Genomic DNA, 19,635 nt, shown 5'->3' with positions numbered 1-19,635 from the left:
GTGACGACGGGATACACGGCGAGCAGGTCGTCGGTCTCCGGCAGCGTCACGTCCCGTACCTCCGCACCGAGGTGGGCGAGCGTGCGGCAGGCGTCGTCGAGCGCGGACTCGAATGCGGCGTCGGGCATCACCGACGCGGGCAGCAGATGTTCGATGCCGTGCCGGTAGATGGTGTGGGTGTGGCCGCCGCACACCTCCATGAACTTGAACTCCTCCCCGGCGGCGAGGTCGGTGATCGAGGCCACCAGGGCGCGCGCCGCGGCGGGGTCGCGGAACTCGTCGACGAATTTCATGATCCTGCTCCGCCTTTCATCCGGTGCTCACGCGATCTCGGACGCGTTGAAGGCTTCGATCTCGTTGACGTAGTCGGCGCCCATCTTCCGCACCTGATCGAGGGTCAGCTTCGCCTCGTCCTCGTCGATCCGGGCCATCGCAAAGCCGACGTGCACCAGCACCCAGTCCCCGACCTGCAGGCCGGTGCCGGCGAGCAGCCGGACGCTGATGGCGCGTTGCACGCCGTTGACGTCCACCTTCGCCAGATGCTGGGCGGGGTCGACCATGTCGACCACCCGGCCGGGAATTCCCAGGCACATTGCGTCTCTCCTCACCTCAGCAGATCCGGGGCAGCGGATCGCCCACGAGCATGTCCACAATCCGGCTGCCCCCGAACGCGGTACGCAACGCGACGATGCCCTCCGGTTCGGCCAGGATCTCCCCGATCTCCGCGGCGTCGCCGCCGCCGGGGCACGCCCGCAGTGCGGCGAGGGCGGCGTCCGCCTCGTCCGGGGCGACGACCGCGACGAACTTGCCCTCGTTGGCGACGTACAGCGGGTCGATGCCGAGCATGTCGCACGCCCCGGTCACCGTCGGCCGGATCGGCAGCGCGGCCTCGTCGAGCACCACCGCCAGGCCGGTGGCCTGCGCCAGCTCGTTGCAGACGGTACCGACGCCACCGCGGGTGGGGTCACGCATCCACCGGGTCGACGGCGCGGCTGCGAGCAGGGCCGCCACCAGCTCGTGCACCGGCGCCGTGTCGGAGGCGATGTCCGCTTCGATCGCCAGGTCGCCGCGGGCCAGCAGCACCGCCATGCCGTGGTCGCCGAGCGTCCCCGAGATCAGCACGCGGTCGCCGGGGCGCACCAGGTCGGCCCCGAGGCGGCGCCCGGCGGGAACCAGGCCGACCCCGGCGGTGCTGATGTAGAGACCGTCGGCGGCGCCCCGGCCCACCACCTTGGTGTCGCCGGTGACGATCTCGACCCCGGACCGGGTGGCGGCCGCAGCCATGTCGGCGACGATCTCGCGCAGCCGCGCGATCTCGAAGCCCTCCTCGATGACGAACGCCGCGGACAGCCACCGCGGCCGCGCGCCCGACACGGCGAGGTCGTTGACCGTGCCGTGCACGGCGAGGTGCCCGATCGAGCCGCCCGGAAACGACAGCGGCTTGACGACGAACGAGTCCGTCGAGAACGACAGTCTCTCCCCGGAGTCGAGGCGCACGGTGGCGGCGTCGCCGAGCTGCTCGAGTTCGGTGTTGCGGAAGGCCTCGACGAACACCGAATCCACCAGTGCCGCGGACGCCTTGCCCCCGGCGCCGTGCGAGAGGGAGATCACGGTGTCGCGCAGGCGCGGCCGGCGCCGCCGGAACGCCTCGATCCGTTCGAGGACCCGGTCCTCGCGTTCGGCCGATGTGCTCACCGTCCGCCTCCCGTCGCCGATTCCGCGCGCGCCAGGTGTTCCTGCGCGGCCGACCACAGCCGGTACCCGATCAGGGCGTGGCTCTCCTGGATCCGGTGGATGCTCTGCGAGCGGATGGTGAAGCAGAAGTCGAGATCGTCGGTGGCGGCCATCCGGCCGCCGTCGTGCCCCGCGAATCCGATGGTGAGCAGTCCCCGCCGCCGCGCCTCCGCCAGCGCCGTCATCAGGTCGTCGGAGTTGCCGGACGTGGACAGGGCGATCGCGACGTCGTCGCCGTGCGCGTGCGCGATGATCTGCCGCGAGAAGATCAGCTCGAATCCGACGTCGTTGCCGAGCGCCGTCACCACCGCCTGGTCCGCGGCGAGCGACCAGGCCGGCACCGGCCGTCCCCGGGCCGGCCGGCTGAACAGCGTCGCCAGGGTCGCCGCGTCGGTGGAGCTGCCGCCGTTGCCGAAGGTGTAGAGCCGGCCGCCGCGAGCGAAACGCTCGGCCATGCGCTGCCCCGCCGCGACGAGGTCCTCGCCCCATTCGTCCAGCGAAGCCCGTTGCAGACGCGCGCTGTCGGCCGCCTTGCCGCGGGCGGATTCCGCAAGGTCGCGCAACAGGGCGGTGGCGTCGTGCTCCTGCGCGTCGATGAACGGGTACAGGAAGTCGGTGCCGTCCGGTTCGGTGCTCACAGCCGTTCCCCCTCATCGAGTGCCCCAGCATCGAGTTCCGGCGCGTCGAGTCTGGTGAGGGCGACGCCGCCGTGCACCAGCACCAGGTCGCCGGGCGTGACGTCGCCGAGGAGGGAGACGTCGACCCGCTCCCGGCCGACCGCGGTCCGCACCGGCGCGGCGCCGGTGTCGTCGGCCGGCCACATCACCTCGCCGAGCCGGCCCTCGTCGCTGCAGGTCACGCACACCTCGTCGGTGCAGCCCGGGTCGGCGAGCAGGCCTGGATGCTCGAAGCACACGTGCGTCAGTTCCCACAGCAGGTGGTACAGCAGGACGAACCGCCCGGTGGCGGGCACCATCGGATCGTCCGAGTCCACCCACAGCACGTGGGTGGCCGCACCGGGCGCGGGCCGCGGACCGGAGCCGATCCAGATGGTGTCGGTGCCCCACGCGGGTGCGCGCCGGGCGATCTCGCGCACGGCCGGCTGATCGGCGGAGGCGACCGCCAGGATGACGTCGCCGGGGCGGGCGGCGACCCGGCACTGGGCGACCGGGTCCGGCTCCACGAGCGACACCGACGGCAACGCCCGTTTACCCATGATCACGGGGTGCACGAACTCGACCGCCACGTGATGGGCGTGCGGCTCCCACTGCGGGGACACCACCCACAGGGTCGCCCCGGCATGGAACCGGCGGGCCAGGCTCAGCGCCGTCGCGGCGAGGTCGGCGGCGAGTTCCGCGCCGATCGGCTCGGTGTCGTGTGTCGATGTCATCGCGCTCGTCCCGTCCCGGCAGGGTCCACGGCCCGGCCGCGTGCGAACGCGGCACCGAGCGCGGCCTGCCCCAGCGACAGGCCACCGTCGTTCGGCGGCACCCGCCTGTGTGTCAGCACCTCGAACCCTCTGTCCTGCAGCATAGTTCGGACCATGCCCAGCAGGAGCCGATTCTGGAACACGCCGCCCGTCAGGCCGATGGTGCGTACCTCCGCCGCATCGGCGATCCGGGCCGCCAACCGCACTGTTGCCGATGCCAGCGCACGGTGGAAGCCTGCCGCGAGGTCCGCGGCGGGGACCCCGAGCCGGACGCCGGCGACGAGGCAGGCCAGCGTGCCGGCCCAGTCCAGCTCGTCCCCCCGCAGCGACGAATGCACCGGCGCGGCATCCGTGGCGGTGCGCGCCAGCACCTCGAGTTCGATCGCGGCCTGCGCCTCGTAGCTGATCCGGTGCCGCACCCCCAGCACGGAGGCCACCGCGTCGAACAGCCGGCCGGCGCTGGTGGTGCGCACGCAGCCGACGCCCGACGCCAGCTGCGAGTCCACCAGGGCGCGTTCGGCGGCACCGAGCGCGCTCACGCACGGCAGGTCCTCGATCTCCTCGATGCCGGCCTCCCGCAGCACGGCCAGCGCGACCCGGGCCGGGGTGCGCACGGCGACGTCGCCGCCGGGCAGCGGGAACGACCGCAGGTGCCCGGCGCGCCGGGCGTCGCAGGGATGAGGTCAGTTCGTCGAGCACCGCCCCATGGCGGTCGAGGGCCTCCTCCACGGCAGCGTGGAAGAGCTCCTCCTTGGTCTGGAAGTGGTTGTAGAAGGACCCCATCCCGACATCTGCGGCTTGGGTGATCTCGAGAATCGGCGCGGTCGGTTTCCCTGCCGCCATGAACGACTGGGCTGCGCGTACGAGTGCGGCGCGGGTGCGCGCCTTGCGCCGGTCCAGACGGTTCGGTGCATCGGTGCTCTGCTCGGTCATGCCTGCGTGCCCTTCTCTCTGATCCGTCCGACCTGGCCCTACCCTACGGCGCGTCATCAATTGTGACGAATTCCTCAAAAACTCTTGACTGACGATATCTTCGTAAGTGACGATATCGTCATAACTTGAAGGGAGTGGTCCATGAGTGTCCACCATGACCCGCATACCGGACTGCACAGTGAGCAGGGCGCGCTGGCGGGCGAGCACCGGGGGAAGGCCGCCGAGCCGATCATCAAGGTGTTCGACCTCGCGTGGCTGGAGTTCGAGAAGCCCGACCTCGATCGGGCGGAGGCGTTCGCCCATGCCTTCGGTTTTGCGACGGCGCTCCGAACGGCGCACGAACTACAGTTGCGCGGCACAGACCCCGGTTCGCCCTGCGTGCTCATCCGCCGAGGCCCGCGTTCGCGGTTCGTCGGTCCCGCCTTCCGGGCAGCCGACTCGACCGACGTGCTGCGACTCGCGGACGCAGTCGGAGGTGCGGTCGTGCCCCTCCCCGAGAGCCTCGGCGGGATCGCTGTCGATCTCGTGGATCCAAGCGCTCTCGGAGTCCGCGTGGTGTCCGACACGTTCGAGTTGCCGGCGCTGGCCGCCCAGGCTCCGCTCCACTTCAATTTCGGACACGACCGCGGGCGGGTGAACGCCACCCAGCGGCCACCCCGCGCGCCGGCCACCGTGCAACGGCTCGGTCACGTCGTGCTCCAGACGACGAAGTACCTCGAAACGCTCAACTGGTACCTCGAGCACCTCGGACTGATCGTCAGCGACTTCCTCTACTACCCGGGGCAACGGGCCCGGGGCCCGATCATGAGCTTCATCCGCTGCGACCGGGGTGCCACGCCCACCGACCATCACACCCTCGCGATGGTTCTCGGCCCGGCCAACCGCTATGTGCATTCGGCATATCAGGTCGCCGACCTGGACTCCCTCGCGGCGGGAGGCGAGTACCTGCTCGACCGGGGCTACCGCCGGTCCTGGGGCATCGGCCGGCACATCCAGGGCAGCCAGATCTTCGACTACTGGCGCGACCCCGACGGATTCATGGTCGAGCACTTCAGCGACGGCGATCTCTTCGACAACACGCTCGAGGCGGGCTGGGCACCGATGACCGCGTCCGGACTGGCCCAGTGGGGGCCGCCCGCCACCAAGGACTTCCTCGGAGTGAGCCCCGGTCGGGACTCACTCCAGGAACTGCGCGCCATCGCCCTCGCGCTGCGCGCTGACAACGAATTCGACCTCCACCGCCTACGCGGCCTTCTGAAAGTTGCCAGCTCATGACCATCTCTGTCCTCCGCACCGCCGACGCCTGGTGGGTCGTCACACCGACGGGTGCCGCCCGGGTAGACACCGAGGCCACCACCACCGCTCAACTGCTGGCCGACCGACCAGCCGTCGAGGCAGCGGCGTCCAGCGAGGGCACCGTGCCCGTCGAGACCCTCTCGTTGCTCTCCCCGGTCACCGCCCCCTGCCGTGTGGTCGCACAGATGACGAACTTCGCCTCGCACGTCAAGGACGCGGGGATGAACCCCGACACCATTCCGTTGACCTTCTTCCGAAAGGCATCCGGTTCGATCGGCGGTCCCCACGACGACGTGATCCGTCCTGCCCATGTCCGGCTACTGGACTACGAGGTGGAGATCGGGCTCGTCTTCGGGCGTGAACTCCCCGTCGGCACCACGATCACCGCAGACACTCTCGCCGATCACGTCGCCGGCCTGGTTGTCACCAACGACATCTCCGCGCGCGACGTCCAGCTTCCCAAAACGCAGTTCTACGAGGCCAAGTCGTACCCGACGTTCACCCCGGTCGGCCCCGCGCTCGTACTGCTCGATGCCGACGAACTGAAGCGGTTCACCGACCTGCGCCTGCGGCTCTGGGTCAACGGTGAGCCTCGCCAGAACATGACCGTTGCCGACATGATCTACCAGCCGGCCGAGACTCTGCAGGCGCTGACCCGGTTCCAACGCCTCGATGCCGGAGACCTGCTGCTGACCGGAACACCGGTCGGGACGGCGCTGAGCGCCCCACCGAAGCCGATCGAAATCCTCTCCTCCCTGCTGCCGCCGGCAGTCAAATGGAAGCTCTTCTTCGCGGGCCAGGCCAGGAATTCGAACTATCTGCAGGACGGCGACGTCATCGAAGCCACCGTCGCCACAGACGACGGGACGATCGACTTGGGGCGGCAGCGCACGGTGGTGAGGTACGCGCGATGACCACCGACCTGCTGTGGCCGCGGTACGCAGCGCCCACGGATGTGACGGCGATCGAGGCCGTGCCGTTGCGAGATCGGGGGCTTCCGGAGTCCACCTATGCCCTGCTCACCCGAGCGGCCCGCATGTGGCCGGACCGCCTCGCGCTCACCGTCCTCCCGGACGCCGCGCGGTGGCGGGAGCCGTTGCAGCGCAGCTTCTCCGAACTACTCGACGATGTTCACCGCTACGCGAACCTGCTCCATCGTCTGGGCGTGCGGCGCCACGACCCGGTCGCCTTGATGGCGCCCAACTGTGCCGAACTGATCCCCGCGACTCTCGCCGCACAGCTTGCCGGCATCGCCGCCCCCATCAACGCGGCACAGTCGCAGCAGCACATCGCTGAACTGTTGCGCCGCTCAGGTGCCCGGGTACTCGTCGCGGCCGGTCCGGAACTTGCGGCCGACACATGGGAGGTCGCGCACGAGATTGCCGTGAGCGGAGGGGTGGACGCAGTGCTGGTCCTCAGGCCCACCGGTGCAGCCGGCGCTCCCGAGGACCTGCCCGAAGTCGACGGAGTGCGGATCGGCTATTTCGGTGCGCTGTCGGCCGACATCGACTCCTCCGGCTTCGCCGGTGATCCCCCTCGTGGGTTCGACATGGCGGCACTGTTTCACACCGGTGGTACCACCGGTGTTCCGAAGCTGGCCGCCCACACCCACGACAACGAGGTCGCCAATTCCTGGATGCTGGCCGCGAACTCGTTGTGGGACCAGGACTCCGTGGTATTCGCCGCCCTGCCGCTGTTCCATGTCAATGCCTTGATGGTCACGCTGTTGGCACCGCTGTTCAAGGGCCAGGGTGTGGTGTGGGCCGGCCCGCTCGGCTACCGCGACCCGGTACTGCTCAGCGAATTCTGGAAGATCGTCGAGCACTACCGCATCGCGTCGATGAGCGCGGTGCCCACCATATACGCGGCCCTTGCGGAGCGCCCGGTCGACGCCGATATCAGTAGTCTGCGATTCGCCATGGTCGGAGCGTCGCCTCTGCCGACTGCGGTCGTCGAGAAGTTCCGGGAACACACGAGTGTGCCCCTTCTCGAAGGCTACGGCCTGACGGAGGCAACCTGCGCGAGTGCACGCAGCTTCACCGACGCGCCGCGACCCGGCGCGGTGGGCCTACGGATGCCCTATCAGCAGGTCAAAGTGGTACGCGTCCGCGAAGACGGCAGCTGGGAAGACCTGCCCAGCGGAACGACCGGCGTGCTGGCCATCAGCGGTCCGACGGTGTTCGCCGGCTACGCTGTCGCCCACGACGAACACGGACACGTGCTCGACGGTATGGGCAAACTGGTCGACGGGTGGCTCGATACCGGCGACCTGGCGCGCGTCGACAGCGACGGTTTCATCTACCTGGTCGGACGCGCGAAGGACATCATCATCCGGGGCGGGCACAACATCGATCCAGCGGTCATCGAAGACGCCCTACTGGCCCATCCGCAGGTCACCGCGGTCAGCGCGGTGGGACGACCCGATGCCCACGCGGGCGAAGTGCCCGTCGCGTACGTCACCGTTGCCGCAGACGCCGGCATCACCGAGGATGAGCTGCAAGCCTGGGCGGGTGAGCGTGTCCCCGAACGGGCCGCGGCACCCAGAACGGTGACCATCCTCCACGCCTTGCCTGTCACGGCGGTAGGCAAGCCCTACAAGCTCGCACTGCGCGCGGACGCGACACGGCGCGAGCTCGAGCAGGCCCTCGCCACCATCGCAGGGGTCGACAGCATCCATGCGTCCGTAGCGGACGGTTCGATTCTTGCCACTGTCGAGATCGACGGATCTGCCGGCGAACCGGCGGTCAAGGCGATCTTGGACCGATATGCGATCAATTGGAAGGTAATGGTGCGCAAATGATTACCGCATCCCTAGTTCTGGCGGTCTCGCTCGCAGTCCTCTACCTCCTGCTCGGCGTGAGCAAGATGGCGGCAACCTCGCCGATGCGGGAACGGGCAGCCCACGTCGGTATTTCCGTCAGCACGTATCGGGGTATCGGTGCGCTCGAGGTCGCCGGTGCAGCCGGTCTCCTGCTCGGCGGACTCGTACCGGCGCTCGGCGCCGCGGCCGGCGTCGGGCTCCTGCTCCTGATGGCAGGGGCCGTCGTTACGCACGTACGCAACGGAGATGGATTGCGTGAGATGACGCCCGCCATCCTCGTCAGCGCGCTGATCCTCGCCTACCTCGCCGTCCTGTTCGGATCGATCCGATGAGCGAGCGGGTTGTCCCGGTCGTCGTCGTCGGTGCCGGACCCACCGGACTGACCGCCGCCACGCTGCTTGCTCAGCACGGGGTCGACTGCCTGATACTCGAGCGCTGGGAGGGCGTCTATGCGCAGCCGCGGGCGGTCCACCTCGACGGTGAGATTCACCGGATCCTGGCGCACCTCGGGATCGCCGACGAGTTCGCGGCGATCTCCCGGCCGTGCCTCGGGTTGCGGCTCCTCGACCGGAACATGCGAATTCTCACCGAGTTCCACCGAGACCCCGGCCCGGGCGTACACGGCTACCCCGAGGCCAACATGTTCGATCAGCCGCAGTTCGAGGAGATCCTGCGCGCCAATCTGGAACGGTACCCAGGGGCCTCTCTGCGCGGCGACGTCGAAGTAACCGGGCTGGCCCACGACAAGACCGGCGGCATTCGCGTCGACTTCACCGACCGAAGCACCGGCGTGCACGAATCGGTACGGACCAGATACGTGTTGGGCTGCGACGGCGCCAACAGCATGGTCAGAGAACAGATTCAGGCAACGATGCGGGATCTGAAGTTCGAACAACGCTGGCTGGTTGTCGACGTCGCCACCACCGCAGACCTCGGCGAGTGGGAGGGCGTGCACCAGGTGTGCGACCCCGTGCGCGCGGCAACGTACATGCGAATCGGAAAAACGCGCTACCGCTGGGAGTTCCGTCTGAAGCCCGGTGAGAGCGCCGAGGACTATCGCGAAATGGCCCGACTGCATCCCCTCATCTCGCCATGGACAAGGAACACACCGGCCGAAGACCTGGAGCTGGTCCGTCTGGCCGAGTACACCTTTCGAGCCCGAATCGCGGACCGATGGCGCGACCGGCACGTGTTTCTGCTGGGCGACGCCGCCCATCTCACACCGCCCTTCATCGGACAGGGGATGGGGGCCGGGATGCGGGACGCGATGAACCTCGCCTGGAAACTTGCAGGCGTCCTCCGCGGGGATCTGCCTGAGAGCGCACTGGACACCTACGAGATCGAACGCAAGCCCCACGCACTGGCGCTGATCCGGCGGGCCAAGTTCGTCGGAATGGCCATGACCGAGGGCGGCGAACTCGGTAATCTCATCCGCCGCGTCGCCCTACCGCTGTTGCACCGCGTGCCGGGCCTCAGCGACAAGATCATGGACAACGAGACCCCGGCTCTCCGCCGCTCCAGTCTCATCGAGCGATCCCGACTACGCAGAAGCCGAGCGGGCCGCCTGATCCCGAATCCGGTCCTCGACGAGGGTCGCCGATTCGCCGAGGTCGTCGCCGGCCGGTTCGCGGTGGTCACCTCCGTCTCCCCGACCACGGAACAACGCACCGCCATCGAACAACGGGGTGGCACAGTCCTGCTGGCTCGGCCGGACACCGATCTGCACCGCTGGATACGCCGCGGCCGGGCGCGCGCTGTCATCGTCCGGCCCGACGGCACCGTCCTTCGTAGCGGCAACGAACTGTCCGCCCTCTGCGCCGCCCTGCCCCGCTTCCACACCGACCACTCGCCAACGATCCTCACACAGTGAGCCACCCCTGACGGGTCTCCACTGCGCACGGGTGCGGATGCTCCGAGCTATTGGTCCGCCGAGTGCTCACGCCACGTCATCCTCGATTCCGGCCCGATTCCCCCGCGCTTCGCCGACTCGGACCGGTGGTGTGGTTGTCGCGACAGGGAGTGTCCGATAAGGACACTCCCCCATCGGCGACCGACGGACCGCACCCGCGCGGGGGCGTGTGGCGGGTCCGTCGAGACCCCGGCGGATGTGGGTCGGCAGGGCCGTGCGGCGGTTCCGACCCTACGGTGCGGCCTCCGGTATGCGGGCTGTCGGCAGGTGGCTCGTGCCGGCAGTCGCGGAGGTTGAGGCGGCGAACTGTCAGCAGGACGAGGGTGGGGACGCCGATCAGCAACAGGACGGGGGCAAGAGCGTCGAACATCGGGATTCTCCGATCGGAGTGAGAGGTCACGCTCGCACGGGGTGGCGTGGACCGAGGCGAGACGGTTGCGGGTGTGGCAGACGACGGCATCGGCCACCGGCACACGTACCGGCGATGCAGGAACGTCCGGCGGACCGTGCACATCCCGGCCACCAGCAGCGGCAAAGCAACCACGAGGAGCCAGGCACCGGCGGTGCCGGCCAGGACCGTACCCATACCCCACTGAGCAGTATCCGTCTGCGCCACCCGGGCCCACGCGTGCACCATCAGTGCCGCACCATCGCCGTTTGGGCAAGGGTGAAATCGACGAACACGCCGATCGCGCACAGCGGCACGGGGGTGGTCATTCGACCGCGATCAGCAGCCGCACATCGTCGTCGGCCGGCGGGAATTGCAGTCGAGTCCGCTCTGCGGCCGGAGCCGGCGAGCAGTAGCGGACCACCGGGATCCCAGAAGGCGGCACCGGCGGGCGACGGACATAGCGCAGCGGTGCCCGGGCCGTCGGCCGGTCCGAAGCGGTGTTGAGGTAGCGGATGACCAAGGCGGCTGTCACGAACGCCCCGAGGAGCATCCACGTGGTCAGCATGTCGCTCACGCGCACGTATCCTTCCTTCGCGTCGACGGGTTTCGACCACCAACGAGCATCGGCCCGTCCCGACCCGGCAGGGAAGACTCGCCGTCGGATCCTTGCGAAATCTCTACGCCTCCGGACCGAGGAGCCGCCGCCCTGTGCCCGTCACGGCGGGCAACAGCACACCGCGTTGTGGCCTGCGCCCCCGATTCGCTTCTCCTGAATCGCTCGATCGAACCCGACCGCCGGCACGGGATGCGCTCCGATGCTCGAGTATTCCGATCTGCATGCCGAACGCTCCGAGCCTCCGACAGTCGCCCCCATTCCGAGCGAGGGCGCCACGGGCCCCGCGAAGCTGGGTGATGAGTAAGCACCGCATCAAACTTTCGGTCCAGAGCATAAGGAAAGCGTCAAGACGCATCCGTTTCGATCCTCGGCGGCGGTATGGGTGGAAGGACCCGCAACGGCGCGGGCCACCTGATCAAGGAGAAGGTCCGCAATGCTCGCCCATTGGCACCTGTTCGCCCGATCACGGCCGAAGCAGAACGTCTGGATCCACGTGTCCGAGTGCGCCGCGGACGTCGGCACGATCGATGCCGGCGTCGAGCGGGTGTTACACCGACAGCACCTGCGCCTGGCGGGGATGTGCTGCGCACTCGAGACTCCCGGGGCCGGGGAACGCTGCCTGGACGCGTGTATCGACCGTGCGGTCGCCGCGATGGAACACATCCGGCGCCGCCACCGTGTGCTACTGAGTCAACTGGCGATCACCATCGCGGACACGAGAATTCCTGCGGCTGCGGCATTGGAGCAACGCGAGGTGAGTGCCGTGATCGAGGACTGCCTTGATGCGGCCTGCGCCCGCTACCGTTACCCGCGCCCGACCGTGACCCTGCTGCTCCACACTGTTGCGAGCACTCCGACCGGCCCCTCGCACGCCAGCACACTCGACATGGTCCGCGACGCGACCCTCGAACTCTCATGATCATCGCATCCGTCCGCCCCGGCCCGGTGGGGCCAGCCGATGCCGAGGCTGCGGCCCGCCGTGCCGACCGGGCACAGGCTCAGCTCTTTCTCGGCGTGCTCGAGCGAGAGTTCGAGCAGGTCACAGCGCGGATCAACTTTGCTGAGCACTGCGCCGCCGATGAACAACGGCACGGCTTCGCGGTCAGTGCCCAACGATTCGAGGACGAAGCACGCAGACTGTGGGTCACCCTCGGTGAACTCCACCGTATGATCGCCGCCCTGCGTGCCCGGCAGACCCGGCCTTGACGCACGGACGCCGGTCACGGCATGCGCCGCGGCCGAGCCGAGACGCCCCTGCCCGGCGCACGGGTAGTGCGGCGAGATCCAGCGGTGCGAGGCACCATGGACGGACATGATCGCCTTGTCCTGGATGGGGAGCTGGTATGCCGCCACACCGTTCCACCGAGTCGCCGTTCCGCAACGGTGCGGGTAGCACCGCGCTTGTCGCGGGAATCACCGCCGCGGTGTTCGCCTTCGTTCCCCTCATCGGTGACCTGATCACGATTCCCGCCGGGCTGGCCGCGGTGGTCTGCGGCTGGGTCGGCCTGGACCGGGTCGACAAGGGCCTGGCAACGAACCATCGGGAGGCCCTCACCGGTGCCGTGCTCGGTACCGCGGCACTGTTCGTGGTGTTCGTCGTCTTCGCCGCAACCCACAGCGCCGGCGGATGACCATCGGCCCGCCCCCGGGACCCGGCGACCGTGGTGAGGTCGGTGCACCTGGTGCGCCGGGGTCCGGTGCAGGCGGGGGTGCGGCGCCACTGGTTCGGCGGGTGCGCGGCGATCATCTCGTCGGCCGTGCCCGGCTGTGAGTCCGCACGACGGCACTTCGAAACACCTACGCGTCGATCAGCGCATCCCCAGAAGTCGCCGCACGCCACGAATCCGGCGGTTCGCGCGGATCGTGGTGGCCAGTCCGCGCCGCCGGCCGGTGACGGGATCGACAACCGGCATCCCGCCGAAGCCGCGTTCGGATGCGGTCTCGGGGGCGGCGTCCGAAGTGTCTTTGAGGTACTTGTTCGGCAGCGACAGTTTCGCGATGGTGCGCCACGTCTTGAGGTACTGCACCGCGAGCGGACCGCTGGTGTAGGGCAGGTCGTATTTGCCGCACAATGCGCGCACCCGCACGGCGATCTCGGCATACCGGTTGGACGGCAGGTCCGGGAACAGGTGGTGCTCGATCTGATAGCTGAGGTTGCCCGTCATGAAATCCATCAACGGACCACCGGAGATATTGGCGCTGCCGAGCATCTGTCGCAGATACCAGCGGGCCTGGCTCTCGTTGTCGACGTCCGCCTTGGTGAACTTCTCCGCGCCGTCGGGAAAGTGCCCACAGAAGATCACCGCGTTGGTCCACAGATTACGGATCACGTTGGCAGTGATGTCGGCCGTCAGGGTGGACTTCCACGCCCTCCCGGTGAGGGCCGGGTACAACACGTAGTCCTTGCCGATCTGTCGGCCCACCTTCCGGCCCACCTCACGCAGCTTACGGCTGGTTTCGGCACGGTCGTCCCGGCCCCTGGCGACCTTGCCGAGTTCGAGGTGCTGGATGGCGACGCCGTATTGGAACAGCAGCGCTAGCAACGCGTTGTAGACGAGGTTGCCGGCGTTGAACGGCTTCCACCGTTGGTCCCGGGTGACCCGGATCAGGCCGAATCCCACGTCGTCGTCCATGCCCAGGATGTTGGTGTACTTGTGGTGCAGATAGTTGTGGGTCTGCTTCCAGTGCGCCGACGGGTCGGCGTTGTCCCATTCCCAACTCGCGGAGTGGATCTCGGGATCGTTCATCCAGTCCCACTGCCCGTGCATCACGTTGTGCCCGAGTTCCATGTTGTCGATGATCTTCGACACGCCGAGCAGACCCGTGCCGAGCAACCACAGCGGACGGCGCCGGCTGCCGAACAGGGTCACTCGCCCGGCGAGTTCGAGGCTGCGCTGCAACCTGATGGTGTTGCGGATGTATCGGGCGTCGCGTTCGCCGCGGGAGTCCTCGATGTCGCGACGGAGGGCATCGAGCTCTCGGCCGAGGGCCTCGACATCCGCGTCCGTCAGATGCGCGAATTCCTGAAGATCTGAGATGGCCATGCGACTACCCTAGCGTAAGTTACGGCACCGTAAGTTACGGCACCGTAAGGATGTGGTGGCGGCCGGAGCCTCGCGTGCACACGCCGTGGCGCCGTACCCACGCTCCCGCAGGGGCGCGACGACATGCTCCACGGAATCTCCGCCTGGTGCCGGCACTGGTCGAACTGGCGCAGCGCCGGCCGGACCAGTGCCCGCGCGCCACCACACACCCCCACATCAGACACTGTCGATGCAGTACTCAGCCCGGGCGGGACGTCAAGACCACCGGGTCGGCACGATCGTCCTCCGGCTGGTGGCACCGACCGCGACCGTGCCGGCGAGGGCCGCGACGATCAGCAGCACGGCCGGGGCCGGGGCCAGCCACCACGGGGACGCGAGCAGCACCGCCAGCACCAGCATCGCGATCAGCAGGGCCGTCGGGTCGGGGCGGGTGCGGGTCTCGCCGAGTGTCGTGTACCGGCGGAACCGGCGTCCGTCCTCCATGTCAGTGCTTCCCCTCGATCGCGCGAGCGGTCTGGGCGTGCGAACCCCAGCCCACGTGCGCCTCGGACCGCATTTTTTCGCTCATGTGCGGGTAGTGCAGCTCGAACGCCGGGCGCTCGGAGCGGATGCGCGGCAGCTCGGTGAAGTTGTGCCGCGGCGGCGGGCAGCTCGTCGCCCACTCGAGGGAGTTGCCGTAACCCCACGGGTCGTCGACGGTCACGACCTGGCCGTACCGGTAGCTCTTGAACACGTTCCACAGGAACGGCAGGGTCGAGGCGCCGAGCACGAAGGCACCGACGGTCGAGATGATGTTCAGGGTGGTGAACCCGTCCGAGGGCAGGTAGTCGGCGTAGCGGCGCGGCATGCCCTCGTTGCCCAGCCAGTGCTGCACCAGGAACGTGGTGTGGAAGCCGAGGAAGGTCAGCCAGAAGTGCCACTTGGCGAGACGCTCGTCGAGCATGCGCCCGGTCATCTTCGGGAACCAGAAGTAGACGCCGGCGTAGGTGGCGAAGGCGATGGTGCCGAAGAGCACGTAGTGGAAGTGCGCCACGACGAAATAGGACTCGTGCAGCTGGAAGTCGAGCGGCGGGCTGGCGAGGATGACGCCGGACAGGCCGCCGAACAGGAAGGTGACGATGAAGCCGACCGAGAACAGCATCGGCGACTCGAACGTCAGGTGGCCCTTCCACATGGTGCCGATCCAGTTGAAGAACTTCACGCCGGTGGGCACCGCGATCAGGAACGTCATGAAGGAGAAGTACGGCAGCAGCACGGCGCCGGTGGCGTACATGTGGTGCGCCCACACCGCGATCGAGAGCGCCGCGATGGCCAGCGTCGCGTAGACCAGGCCGGTGTAGCCGAAGATCGGCTTGCGCGAGAAGACCGGGAAGATCTCCGAGACGATGCCGAAGAACGGCAGCGCGATGATGTACACCTCGGGGTGGCCGAAGAACCAGAACAGGTGCTGCCACAGCATGACGCCGCCGTTGGCGGGGTCGAAGATGTGCCCGCCCAGGTGGCGATCGACGAAGAGGCCGAAGAACGCGGCGGTCAGCAGCGGGAACGCCAGGAGGATGAGCACGCTGGTGATGAGGATGTTCCAGGTGAAGATGGGCATCCGGAACATCGTCATGCCGGGGGCGCGCAGGCACACGACGGTGGTGATGAAGTTGACCGCACCGAGGATGGTGCCCAGACCCATCACGCCGAGGCCGAGGACCCAGAAGTCACCACCGACGCCGGGCGAGTGCAGCTCACTGGTGAGCGGGCTGTAGGCAGTCCAGCCGAAGTCGGCCGCACCACCGGGGGTGATGAAGCCGGCGGTCACGATCGTCGCGCCGAACAGGTACAGCCAGTAGCTGAACGAGTTCAGACGCGGGAACGCGACGTCGGGCGCGCCGATCTGCAGCGGCAGGATGTAGTTCGCGAAGGCGAACACGACCGGGGTCGCGTACATCAGCAGCATGATCGTGCCGTGCATGGTGAACAGCTGGTTGTACTGCTCGTTCGACAGGAACTGCAGACCCGGGACCGCGAGCTCGGTGCGGATGAGCAGAGCCATCACGCCACCGATGAGGAAGAACGCGAACGAGGTGACCATGTACATGATCCCGAGCATCTTGGGATCCGTGGTCGTGATCATCTTGTAGAAGAACGAGCCCTTGGGTCCCTGCCGCGGCGGGTACGGCCTCGCTGCAGCTATCTCCGGGACTGGCTGGGGCGCTACGGCAGTCACTAATCCTCCTGATTGCGCGCTCGACTCGCAGTGCGAGACGAACGTTCTCTGGCTTGCGCTGATCGAATCGTAGACGGTGCGACCACCGCACGCTCACCGGGTCCTACTCAGTGTCGTACTCGGCGGTCGAGCATACCGGCGGGGGTCTGTGACCCACGCAACCCGGGGCCGTGGCACACCTCACCGAGCACACGGTTTCGCCCACACACTAAGGTAAGCGTTTCCTAACTGTTTGCGATCCCGAGAGACGAGGTCCACCGTGTATCCCCTCCCCCTGCGCCGCGGCATCGCCGCCCTGGCGGCGTCCCTGACCGCGGCCGTGCTGCTCGCGGGCTGTTCCTCCGGCGAGACGGCCGAGCAGACCCCCGCCACCGCGGGCTTCCCACGCACCGTCGAGCACTTCCGCGGAACGACCACCGTCGAGTCCCAGCCGCTGCGGGTCGTCGCGCTCGACACCAGCTACGCGGACGCGACGCTGCTGCTCGAGTCCGACCTCGTCGGCTACGTCGACTACCGCACCGAGGGACTGCCCGACTACCTCGGTGACAGCCGCCGGCAGTTCGCCGCCGGGGCCACCTCCGTCGGTGCGGTCTCCGACGCGAGCCTGGAGAAGATCGCCGCGCTGCACCCCGACCTGATCCTGTCCGCCGACGTGCGCGACGGTGAGAACTACGACAAGCTCTCCGCCATCGCGCCCACGGTCTTCTCCGAGAGCACCGGGCCGACGTGGAAGGACAACATCCGTCTCGCCGCGCGGGCCCTCGGCAAGGAGAACCTCGCCGAACAGAAGATCGCCGACTACGAGGCCCGGGCGAAGGCCATCGGCGACGAGATCAACGCCACAGCCGGCAACCCCACCGTCTCGGTGGTCCGCTTCGCCGGTGAGCCCACCGCCCGCCTCTACCGCACCACGTCGTTCAGCGGCATCGTCCTCGAGGACGCCGGCCTGGCCCGCCCCGCGAGCCAGGGACCCGACCCGGCCGATCCGAGCAGCATCATGAACGCGATCAGCCCCGAACTCATCGGCGAGGCGGACGCGAATGTGATCTTCGTCAGCATGTACCGCGACGGGGAGGGCAAGTCCGAGGCGGCGGCGCAGCCGTTCCTCTCCAACCCGCTGTGGCAGAACCTGCGCGGCCGGAAGGTGGACGTGGACGACAGCCTGTGGATGACGCCGGTGTCCATCCAGGGCGCGCACGAGATCCTCGACGACCTCGCCGAGGCGTTCGGGGTCGATCCGCACACCAGTTAACCTGGACCGTCCCCTAGACAGGAGTGGTCGTATGCCCGCAGCGTCCCGGTCTCGCGCCGTCACGTGCACCGTCGCCCTCGCCGCCGTCGCGGCACTCGGGTTGGCGGGATGCGCGGAGGCGACGGACGATCCGGCGAGCGGCATCGTGCGCACCACCACCCGCATCGCCGGGGCGGCCGTCGTCGGGATCGAACGCGACACGACCACCGCGTGCGCGCTCCCCAGCCCCCCGGACCCGGGGCAGCCCGCCGGCGGCACCCGGTCGGTGATCCACACCGGCGGCGTCTCCGAGGTGCCCGCCGACCCGCAGCGGATCGTCGTGCTCGACGCCGCCGCGATGGACGCGGTGTGCGCCCTGGGCCTGTGGGAGCGGGTGGTCGGCACGACCACCGACGTCGCCCGGGCCGAGTACCTGGGCACGGGGATCGCGACGCTGCCGTCGGTGGGCACCACATCGGCGCCCGACGTCGCGCTCATCGACGGCGTGGAGCCGGACCTCATCCTCGGCTCGTCCGCCGACCCGGAGCTCTACCGCCGGCTCGGCACCGTCGCGCCGACGGTGCTCGTCGGCTCCGACCCGGTGTTCTGGCGGCAGCAGTTCCTCCGCGCCGGCGAAACACTCGGACGCTCGCAAGCGGCCGGCCGCGTGCTCGACGACTACCGCGCGACCGCGACGGACGTCGGCAAGGCGGTGACCGCGTCGCAGACCCAGGCGTCGATCGTGCGGTTCACCGGCGACGGCGCCGTCGTCGAGGGCACCGCCTCGTTCGCCGGACAGGTCCTCGCCGACGCCGGCGCCGCGCGCCCGCCCGCACAGCGGTTCGGTGTGCAGGACGGGCGCGCGGACGCCCCGCTCGACGAGGCCGACCCGGCCGCCGCGGAGGGCGACCTGATCTACGTCCGCTTCGCCGGCGAGGACGGCGTCGCGCACGGCAGCGAGGTGATGGACTCCGAGGCGTGGCTCGAGCTCGGGGCGGTCACCGACAGCCGGCTGTTCGCGGTGGACGACCTGGTGTGGTCCACGCCCGGCCCGGTGGCCGCGAAGGCCGTCCTGACGGATGTGCGCAACACCCTCAACGGCTATTCCAACTGAGTCGACCTCGTCGAAAGGCGCCCGGGGACATGCCTATTCCGGAGTTCGTCGCGCAACTGCGCGCACAGGTCGGTCCCGCGCCGCTGTGGCTGCCCGGCGTCAGCGCCGTCGTCGTCGACCCCGACGGACGGGTGCTGCTGACCCGTCGCGCGGACAACGGCCTGTGGGCCGTGGTCTCGGGCATCCTGGAACCCGGCGAGGAACCCGCCGTCGCGGCCGTGCGCGAGGTGCGGGAGGAGACCGGCGTCGACGCCGAGATCGTCCGGCTCACGAGCGTGGACGTGACCGCTCCGATCACCTATCCCAACGGGGACGTCGCGCGGTACCTGGACGTGTGCTTCCTGATGCGCCCGACGGGTGGCGTGGCCCACGTCGCCGACGACGAGAACCTCGAGGTGGCCTGGTTCGCGCCGGATTCGTTGCCGCAGAACATGACCGCCACGTCGGTGCTGCGCCTGGAGAAGGCGCTGCGGGACGTGCCGGAGGCGTGGTTCCGCCGCCCCTGACGGTGCGCCTGACGCCCACCTGACGGCCGAATGTCACACGTGCTCGATCAGGGCGGTTTCAGGCGGCCGATGCGACAAGCTCGGTGAACGCTTCGGTTGGCGTGCGCCAGCGTAGCGTCTGCCGGGGGCGGCCGTTGAACTCGTCCTGGACCTGCTGCAGGTCCTCGGGCGTGTACACCGACAGGTCGGTGCCCTTGGGGAAGTACTGCCGGAGCAGACCGTTGGTGTTCTCGTTGGTGCCGCGCTGCCACGGCGAGTGCGGATCACAGAAGTAGACAGCGACGTCGGTGGCCATGGTGATCTGGGCATGAGCACGCATCTCGTGGCCCTGATCCCAGGTCACCGACCGCTGCATCACCTCCGGCAACGACCGCATCGCGGCGATCATCGCAT

Annotated in this window: 21 protein-coding genes and 2 pseudogenes; 11 read left to right on the top strand and 12 right to left on the bottom strand. The window is 68.7% G+C overall.

Annotated elements, in window-relative coordinates; genetic code table 11:
* The 7 genes and pseudogenes from AIIKEEIJ_RS32820 to AIIKEEIJ_RS01970 form a co-directional block, all read right to left on the bottom strand.
* Nucleotides 1-293: pseudogene (locus AIIKEEIJ_RS32820) on the bottom strand (hypothetical protein); the annotation flags it as partial.
* Nucleotides 294-320: 27 nt separating this feature from the next.
* On the bottom strand, nt 321-593 hold the full coding sequence (locus tag AIIKEEIJ_RS01995; RefSeq protein ID WP_006941963.1) for a HypC/HybG/HupF family hydrogenase formation chaperone: 273 nt from the start codon (nt 591-593) through the stop codon (nt 321-323).
* A 16-nt stretch (nt 594-609) separates the two neighbouring features.
* Nucleotides 610-1,695, bottom strand: a complete 1,086-nt coding sequence (hypE, locus tag AIIKEEIJ_RS01990) for a hydrogenase expression/formation protein HypE (protein ID WP_006941964.1) — start codon at nt 1,693-1,695, stop codon at nt 610-612.
* Nucleotides 1,692-2,372: a D-sedoheptulose-7-phosphate isomerase gene (locus AIIKEEIJ_RS01985; protein ID WP_006941965.1), complete on the bottom strand. Its 681-nt coding sequence runs from the start codon at nt 2,370-2,372 to the stop codon at nt 1,692-1,694. The genes hypE and AIIKEEIJ_RS01985 overlap by 4 nt, the downstream gene beginning before the upstream one ends.
* Complete coding sequence (locus tag AIIKEEIJ_RS01980) at nt 2,369-3,124, bottom strand: HypC/HybG/HupF family hydrogenase formation chaperone (protein WP_161994821.1); 756 nt, start codon at nt 3,122-3,124, stop codon at nt 2,369-2,371. The genes AIIKEEIJ_RS01985 and AIIKEEIJ_RS01980 overlap by 4 nt, the downstream gene beginning before the upstream one ends.
* Nucleotides 3,121-3,777, bottom strand: a complete 657-nt coding sequence (locus AIIKEEIJ_RS01975; RefSeq protein WP_338020894.1) for a Kae1-like domain-containing protein — start codon at nt 3,775-3,777, stop codon at nt 3,121-3,123. The genes AIIKEEIJ_RS01980 and AIIKEEIJ_RS01975 overlap by 4 nt, the downstream gene beginning before the upstream one ends.
* A gap of 43 nt (nt 3,778-3,820) precedes the next feature.
* A pseudogene (locus AIIKEEIJ_RS01970) lies at nt 3,821-4,096 on the bottom strand (TetR/AcrR family transcriptional regulator); the annotation flags it as partial.
* A 141-nt stretch (nt 4,097-4,237) separates the two neighbouring features.
* Between AIIKEEIJ_RS01970 and AIIKEEIJ_RS01965 the strand changes: the two are divergent.
* From AIIKEEIJ_RS01965 to mhpA, 5 genes are read left to right on the top strand one after another with little or no spacing between them, the layout of a single operon-like run.
* Nucleotides 4,238-5,371 (top strand): VOC family protein, encoded by a 1,134-nt coding sequence (locus AIIKEEIJ_RS01965; protein WP_161994820.1) that lies wholly within the window; start codon nt 4,238-4,240, stop codon nt 5,369-5,371.
* Nucleotides 5,368-6,306 carry a fumarylacetoacetate hydrolase family protein gene (locus AIIKEEIJ_RS01960; protein WP_029546759.1) on the top strand — a complete coding sequence of 313 codons (939 nt, stop codon included), beginning with the start codon at nt 5,368-5,370 and terminating at the stop codon, nt 6,304-6,306. Before AIIKEEIJ_RS01965 ends, AIIKEEIJ_RS01960 begins: the two co-directional genes overlap by 4 nt.
* Nucleotides 6,303-8,192, top strand: coding sequence for an acyl-CoA synthetase (locus AIIKEEIJ_RS01955; RefSeq protein WP_161994819.1), 1,890 nt, complete (start codon nt 6,303-6,305; stop codon nt 8,190-8,192). Before AIIKEEIJ_RS01960 ends, AIIKEEIJ_RS01955 begins: the two co-directional genes overlap by 4 nt.
* The gene (locus AIIKEEIJ_RS01950) at nt 8,189-8,545 is read left to right on the top strand and encodes a DoxX family protein (protein ID WP_065923265.1); all 357 of its coding nucleotides are present in this window, start codon (nt 8,189-8,191) and stop codon (nt 8,543-8,545) included. Before AIIKEEIJ_RS01955 ends, AIIKEEIJ_RS01950 begins: the two co-directional genes overlap by 4 nt.
* On the top strand, nt 8,542-10,083 hold the full coding sequence (mhpA, locus tag AIIKEEIJ_RS01945) for a bifunctional 3-(3-hydroxy-phenyl)propionate/3-hydroxycinnamic acid hydroxylase (protein ID WP_161994818.1): 1,542 nt from the start codon (nt 8,542-8,544) through the stop codon (nt 10,081-10,083). Before AIIKEEIJ_RS01950 ends, mhpA begins: the two co-directional genes overlap by 4 nt.
* 752 nt (nt 10,084-10,835) lie before the next feature.
* Here the strand turns inward: mhpA and AIIKEEIJ_RS01940 are convergent.
* Nucleotides 10,836-11,078, bottom strand: coding sequence for a hypothetical protein (locus tag AIIKEEIJ_RS01940; protein WP_202916453.1), 243 nt, complete (start codon nt 11,076-11,078; stop codon nt 10,836-10,838).
* Nucleotides 11,079-11,562: 484 nt separating this feature from the next.
* Here AIIKEEIJ_RS01940 and AIIKEEIJ_RS01935 point away from each other — a divergent pair, with 484 nt between their 5' ends.
* From AIIKEEIJ_RS01935 to AIIKEEIJ_RS01925, 3 genes are all read left to right on the top strand, one after another.
* Nucleotides 11,563-12,048, top strand: a complete 486-nt coding sequence (locus AIIKEEIJ_RS01935) for a hypothetical protein (RefSeq protein ID WP_161994817.1) — start codon at nt 11,563-11,565, stop codon at nt 12,046-12,048.
* Nucleotides 12,045-12,335 (top strand): hypothetical protein, encoded by a 291-nt coding sequence (locus tag AIIKEEIJ_RS01930; protein WP_161994816.1) that lies wholly within the window; start codon nt 12,045-12,047, stop codon nt 12,333-12,335. The genes AIIKEEIJ_RS01935 and AIIKEEIJ_RS01930 overlap by 4 nt, the downstream gene beginning before the upstream one ends.
* Before the next feature lie 137 nt (nt 12,336-12,472).
* A complete protein-coding gene (locus AIIKEEIJ_RS01925) occupies nt 12,473-12,760 on the top strand; it encodes a hypothetical protein (protein ID WP_006947522.1) in 288 nt (95 codons plus the stop codon).
* Nucleotides 12,761-12,937: 177 nt separating this feature from the next.
* Here AIIKEEIJ_RS01925 and AIIKEEIJ_RS01920 read toward each other — a convergent pair whose 3' ends face one another.
* The 3 genes from AIIKEEIJ_RS01920 to ctaD form a co-directional block, all read right to left on the bottom strand.
* Nucleotides 12,938-14,173, bottom strand: a complete 1,236-nt coding sequence (locus AIIKEEIJ_RS01920) for a fatty acid desaturase family protein (protein WP_006947521.1) — start codon at nt 14,171-14,173, stop codon at nt 12,938-12,940.
* A 255-nt stretch (nt 14,174-14,428) separates the two neighbouring features.
* Nucleotides 14,429-14,656, bottom strand: a complete 228-nt coding sequence (locus AIIKEEIJ_RS01915) for a hypothetical protein (protein ID WP_006947519.1) — start codon at nt 14,654-14,656, stop codon at nt 14,429-14,431.
* 1 nt (nt 14,657) lies between these two features.
* A complete protein-coding gene (gene ctaD, locus AIIKEEIJ_RS01910) occupies nt 14,658-16,391 on the bottom strand; it encodes an aa3-type cytochrome oxidase subunit I (protein ID WP_161994815.1) in 1,734 nt (577 codons plus the stop codon).
* Nucleotides 16,392-16,650: 259 nt separating this feature from the next.
* Between ctaD and AIIKEEIJ_RS01905 the strand changes: the two genes are divergently transcribed.
* Genes AIIKEEIJ_RS01905 through AIIKEEIJ_RS01895 form a run of 3 tightly spaced genes read left to right on the top strand, consistent with a single transcriptional unit; the run spans nt 16,651 to nt 19,242 of the window.
* Nucleotides 16,651-17,643 (top strand): ABC transporter substrate-binding protein, encoded by a 993-nt coding sequence (locus AIIKEEIJ_RS01905; protein WP_161994814.1) that lies wholly within the window; start codon nt 16,651-16,653, stop codon nt 17,641-17,643.
* A 31-nt stretch (nt 17,644-17,674) separates the two neighbouring features.
* Nucleotides 17,675-18,736, top strand: a complete 1,062-nt coding sequence (locus AIIKEEIJ_RS01900; protein WP_050035429.1) for an ABC transporter substrate-binding protein — start codon at nt 17,675-17,677, stop codon at nt 18,734-18,736.
* 29 nt (nt 18,737-18,765) lie between these two features.
* On the top strand, nt 18,766-19,242 hold the full coding sequence (locus tag AIIKEEIJ_RS01895) for an NUDIX hydrolase (protein WP_006940537.1): 477 nt from the start codon (nt 18,766-18,768) through the stop codon (nt 19,240-19,242).
* Between the two features lie 58 nt (nt 19,243-19,300).
* On the opposite strand, the gene AIIKEEIJ_RS01890 is transcribed toward AIIKEEIJ_RS01895, so the two are convergent.
* Nucleotides 19,301-19,635, bottom strand: a 335-nt coding sequence (locus AIIKEEIJ_RS01890; RefSeq protein WP_161994813.1) for an IS30 family transposase, incomplete at its 5' end; no start/stop codon positions are given.

This window comes from Rhodococcus sp. YH1 (genome assembly GCF_009939605.1).
Lineage (GTDB): Bacteria > Actinomycetota > Actinomycetes > Mycobacteriales > Mycobacteriaceae > Rhodococcus > Rhodococcus aetherivorans.
Note: the sequence above shows the minus strand (reverse complement) of the source record. Positions and strands in the feature narration are given on the sequence as shown.

Excerpts from the sequence above, each read along its gene's own strand:
- AIIKEEIJ_RS01900 (WP_050035429.1), top strand. The coding sequence starts at position 17,675 with ATGCCCGCAGCGTCCCGGTCTCGCGCCGTCACGTGCACCGTCGCCCTC.
- AIIKEEIJ_RS01995 (WP_006941963.1), bottom strand. The coding sequence starts at position 593 with ATGTGCCTGGGAATTCCCGGCCGGGTGGTCGACATGGTCGACCCCGCC.
- AIIKEEIJ_RS01920 (WP_006947521.1), bottom strand. The coding sequence starts at position 14,173 with ATGGCCATCTCAGATCTTCAGGAATTCGCGCATCTGACGGACGCGGAT.
- AIIKEEIJ_RS01915 (WP_006947519.1), bottom strand. The coding sequence starts at position 14,656 with ATGGAGGACGGACGCCGGTTCCGCCGGTACACGACACTCGGCGAGACC.
- AIIKEEIJ_RS01925 (WP_006947522.1), top strand. The coding sequence starts at position 12,473 with ATGCCGCCACACCGTTCCACCGAGTCGCCGTTCCGCAACGGTGCGGGT.
- AIIKEEIJ_RS01955 (WP_161994819.1), top strand. The coding sequence starts at position 6,303 with ATGACCACCGACCTGCTGTGGCCGCGGTACGCAGCGCCCACGGATGTG.
- AIIKEEIJ_RS01950 (WP_065923265.1), top strand. The coding sequence starts at position 8,189 with ATGATTACCGCATCCCTAGTTCTGGCGGTCTCGCTCGCAGTCCTCTAC.
- AIIKEEIJ_RS01940 (WP_202916453.1), bottom strand. The coding sequence starts at position 11,078 with ATGCTGACCACGTGGATGCTCCTCGGGGCGTTCGTGACAGCCGCCTTG.
- AIIKEEIJ_RS01965 (WP_161994820.1), top strand. The coding sequence starts at position 4,238 with ATGAGTGTCCACCATGACCCGCATACCGGACTGCACAGTGAGCAGGGC.
- AIIKEEIJ_RS01895 (WP_006940537.1), top strand. The coding sequence starts at position 18,766 with ATGCCTATTCCGGAGTTCGTCGCGCAACTGCGCGCACAGGTCGGTCCC.
- mhpA (WP_161994818.1), top strand. The coding sequence starts at position 8,542 with ATGAGCGAGCGGGTTGTCCCGGTCGTCGTCGTCGGTGCCGGACCCACC.
- AIIKEEIJ_RS01980 (WP_161994821.1), bottom strand. The coding sequence starts at position 3,124 with ATGACATCGACACACGACACCGAGCCGATCGGCGCGGAACTCGCCGCC.
- AIIKEEIJ_RS01930 (WP_161994816.1), top strand. The coding sequence starts at position 12,045 with ATGATCATCGCATCCGTCCGCCCCGGCCCGGTGGGGCCAGCCGATGCC.
- AIIKEEIJ_RS01960 (WP_029546759.1), top strand. The coding sequence starts at position 5,368 with ATGACCATCTCTGTCCTCCGCACCGCCGACGCCTGGTGGGTCGTCACA.
- AIIKEEIJ_RS01935 (WP_161994817.1), top strand. The coding sequence starts at position 11,563 with ATGCTCGCCCATTGGCACCTGTTCGCCCGATCACGGCCGAAGCAGAAC.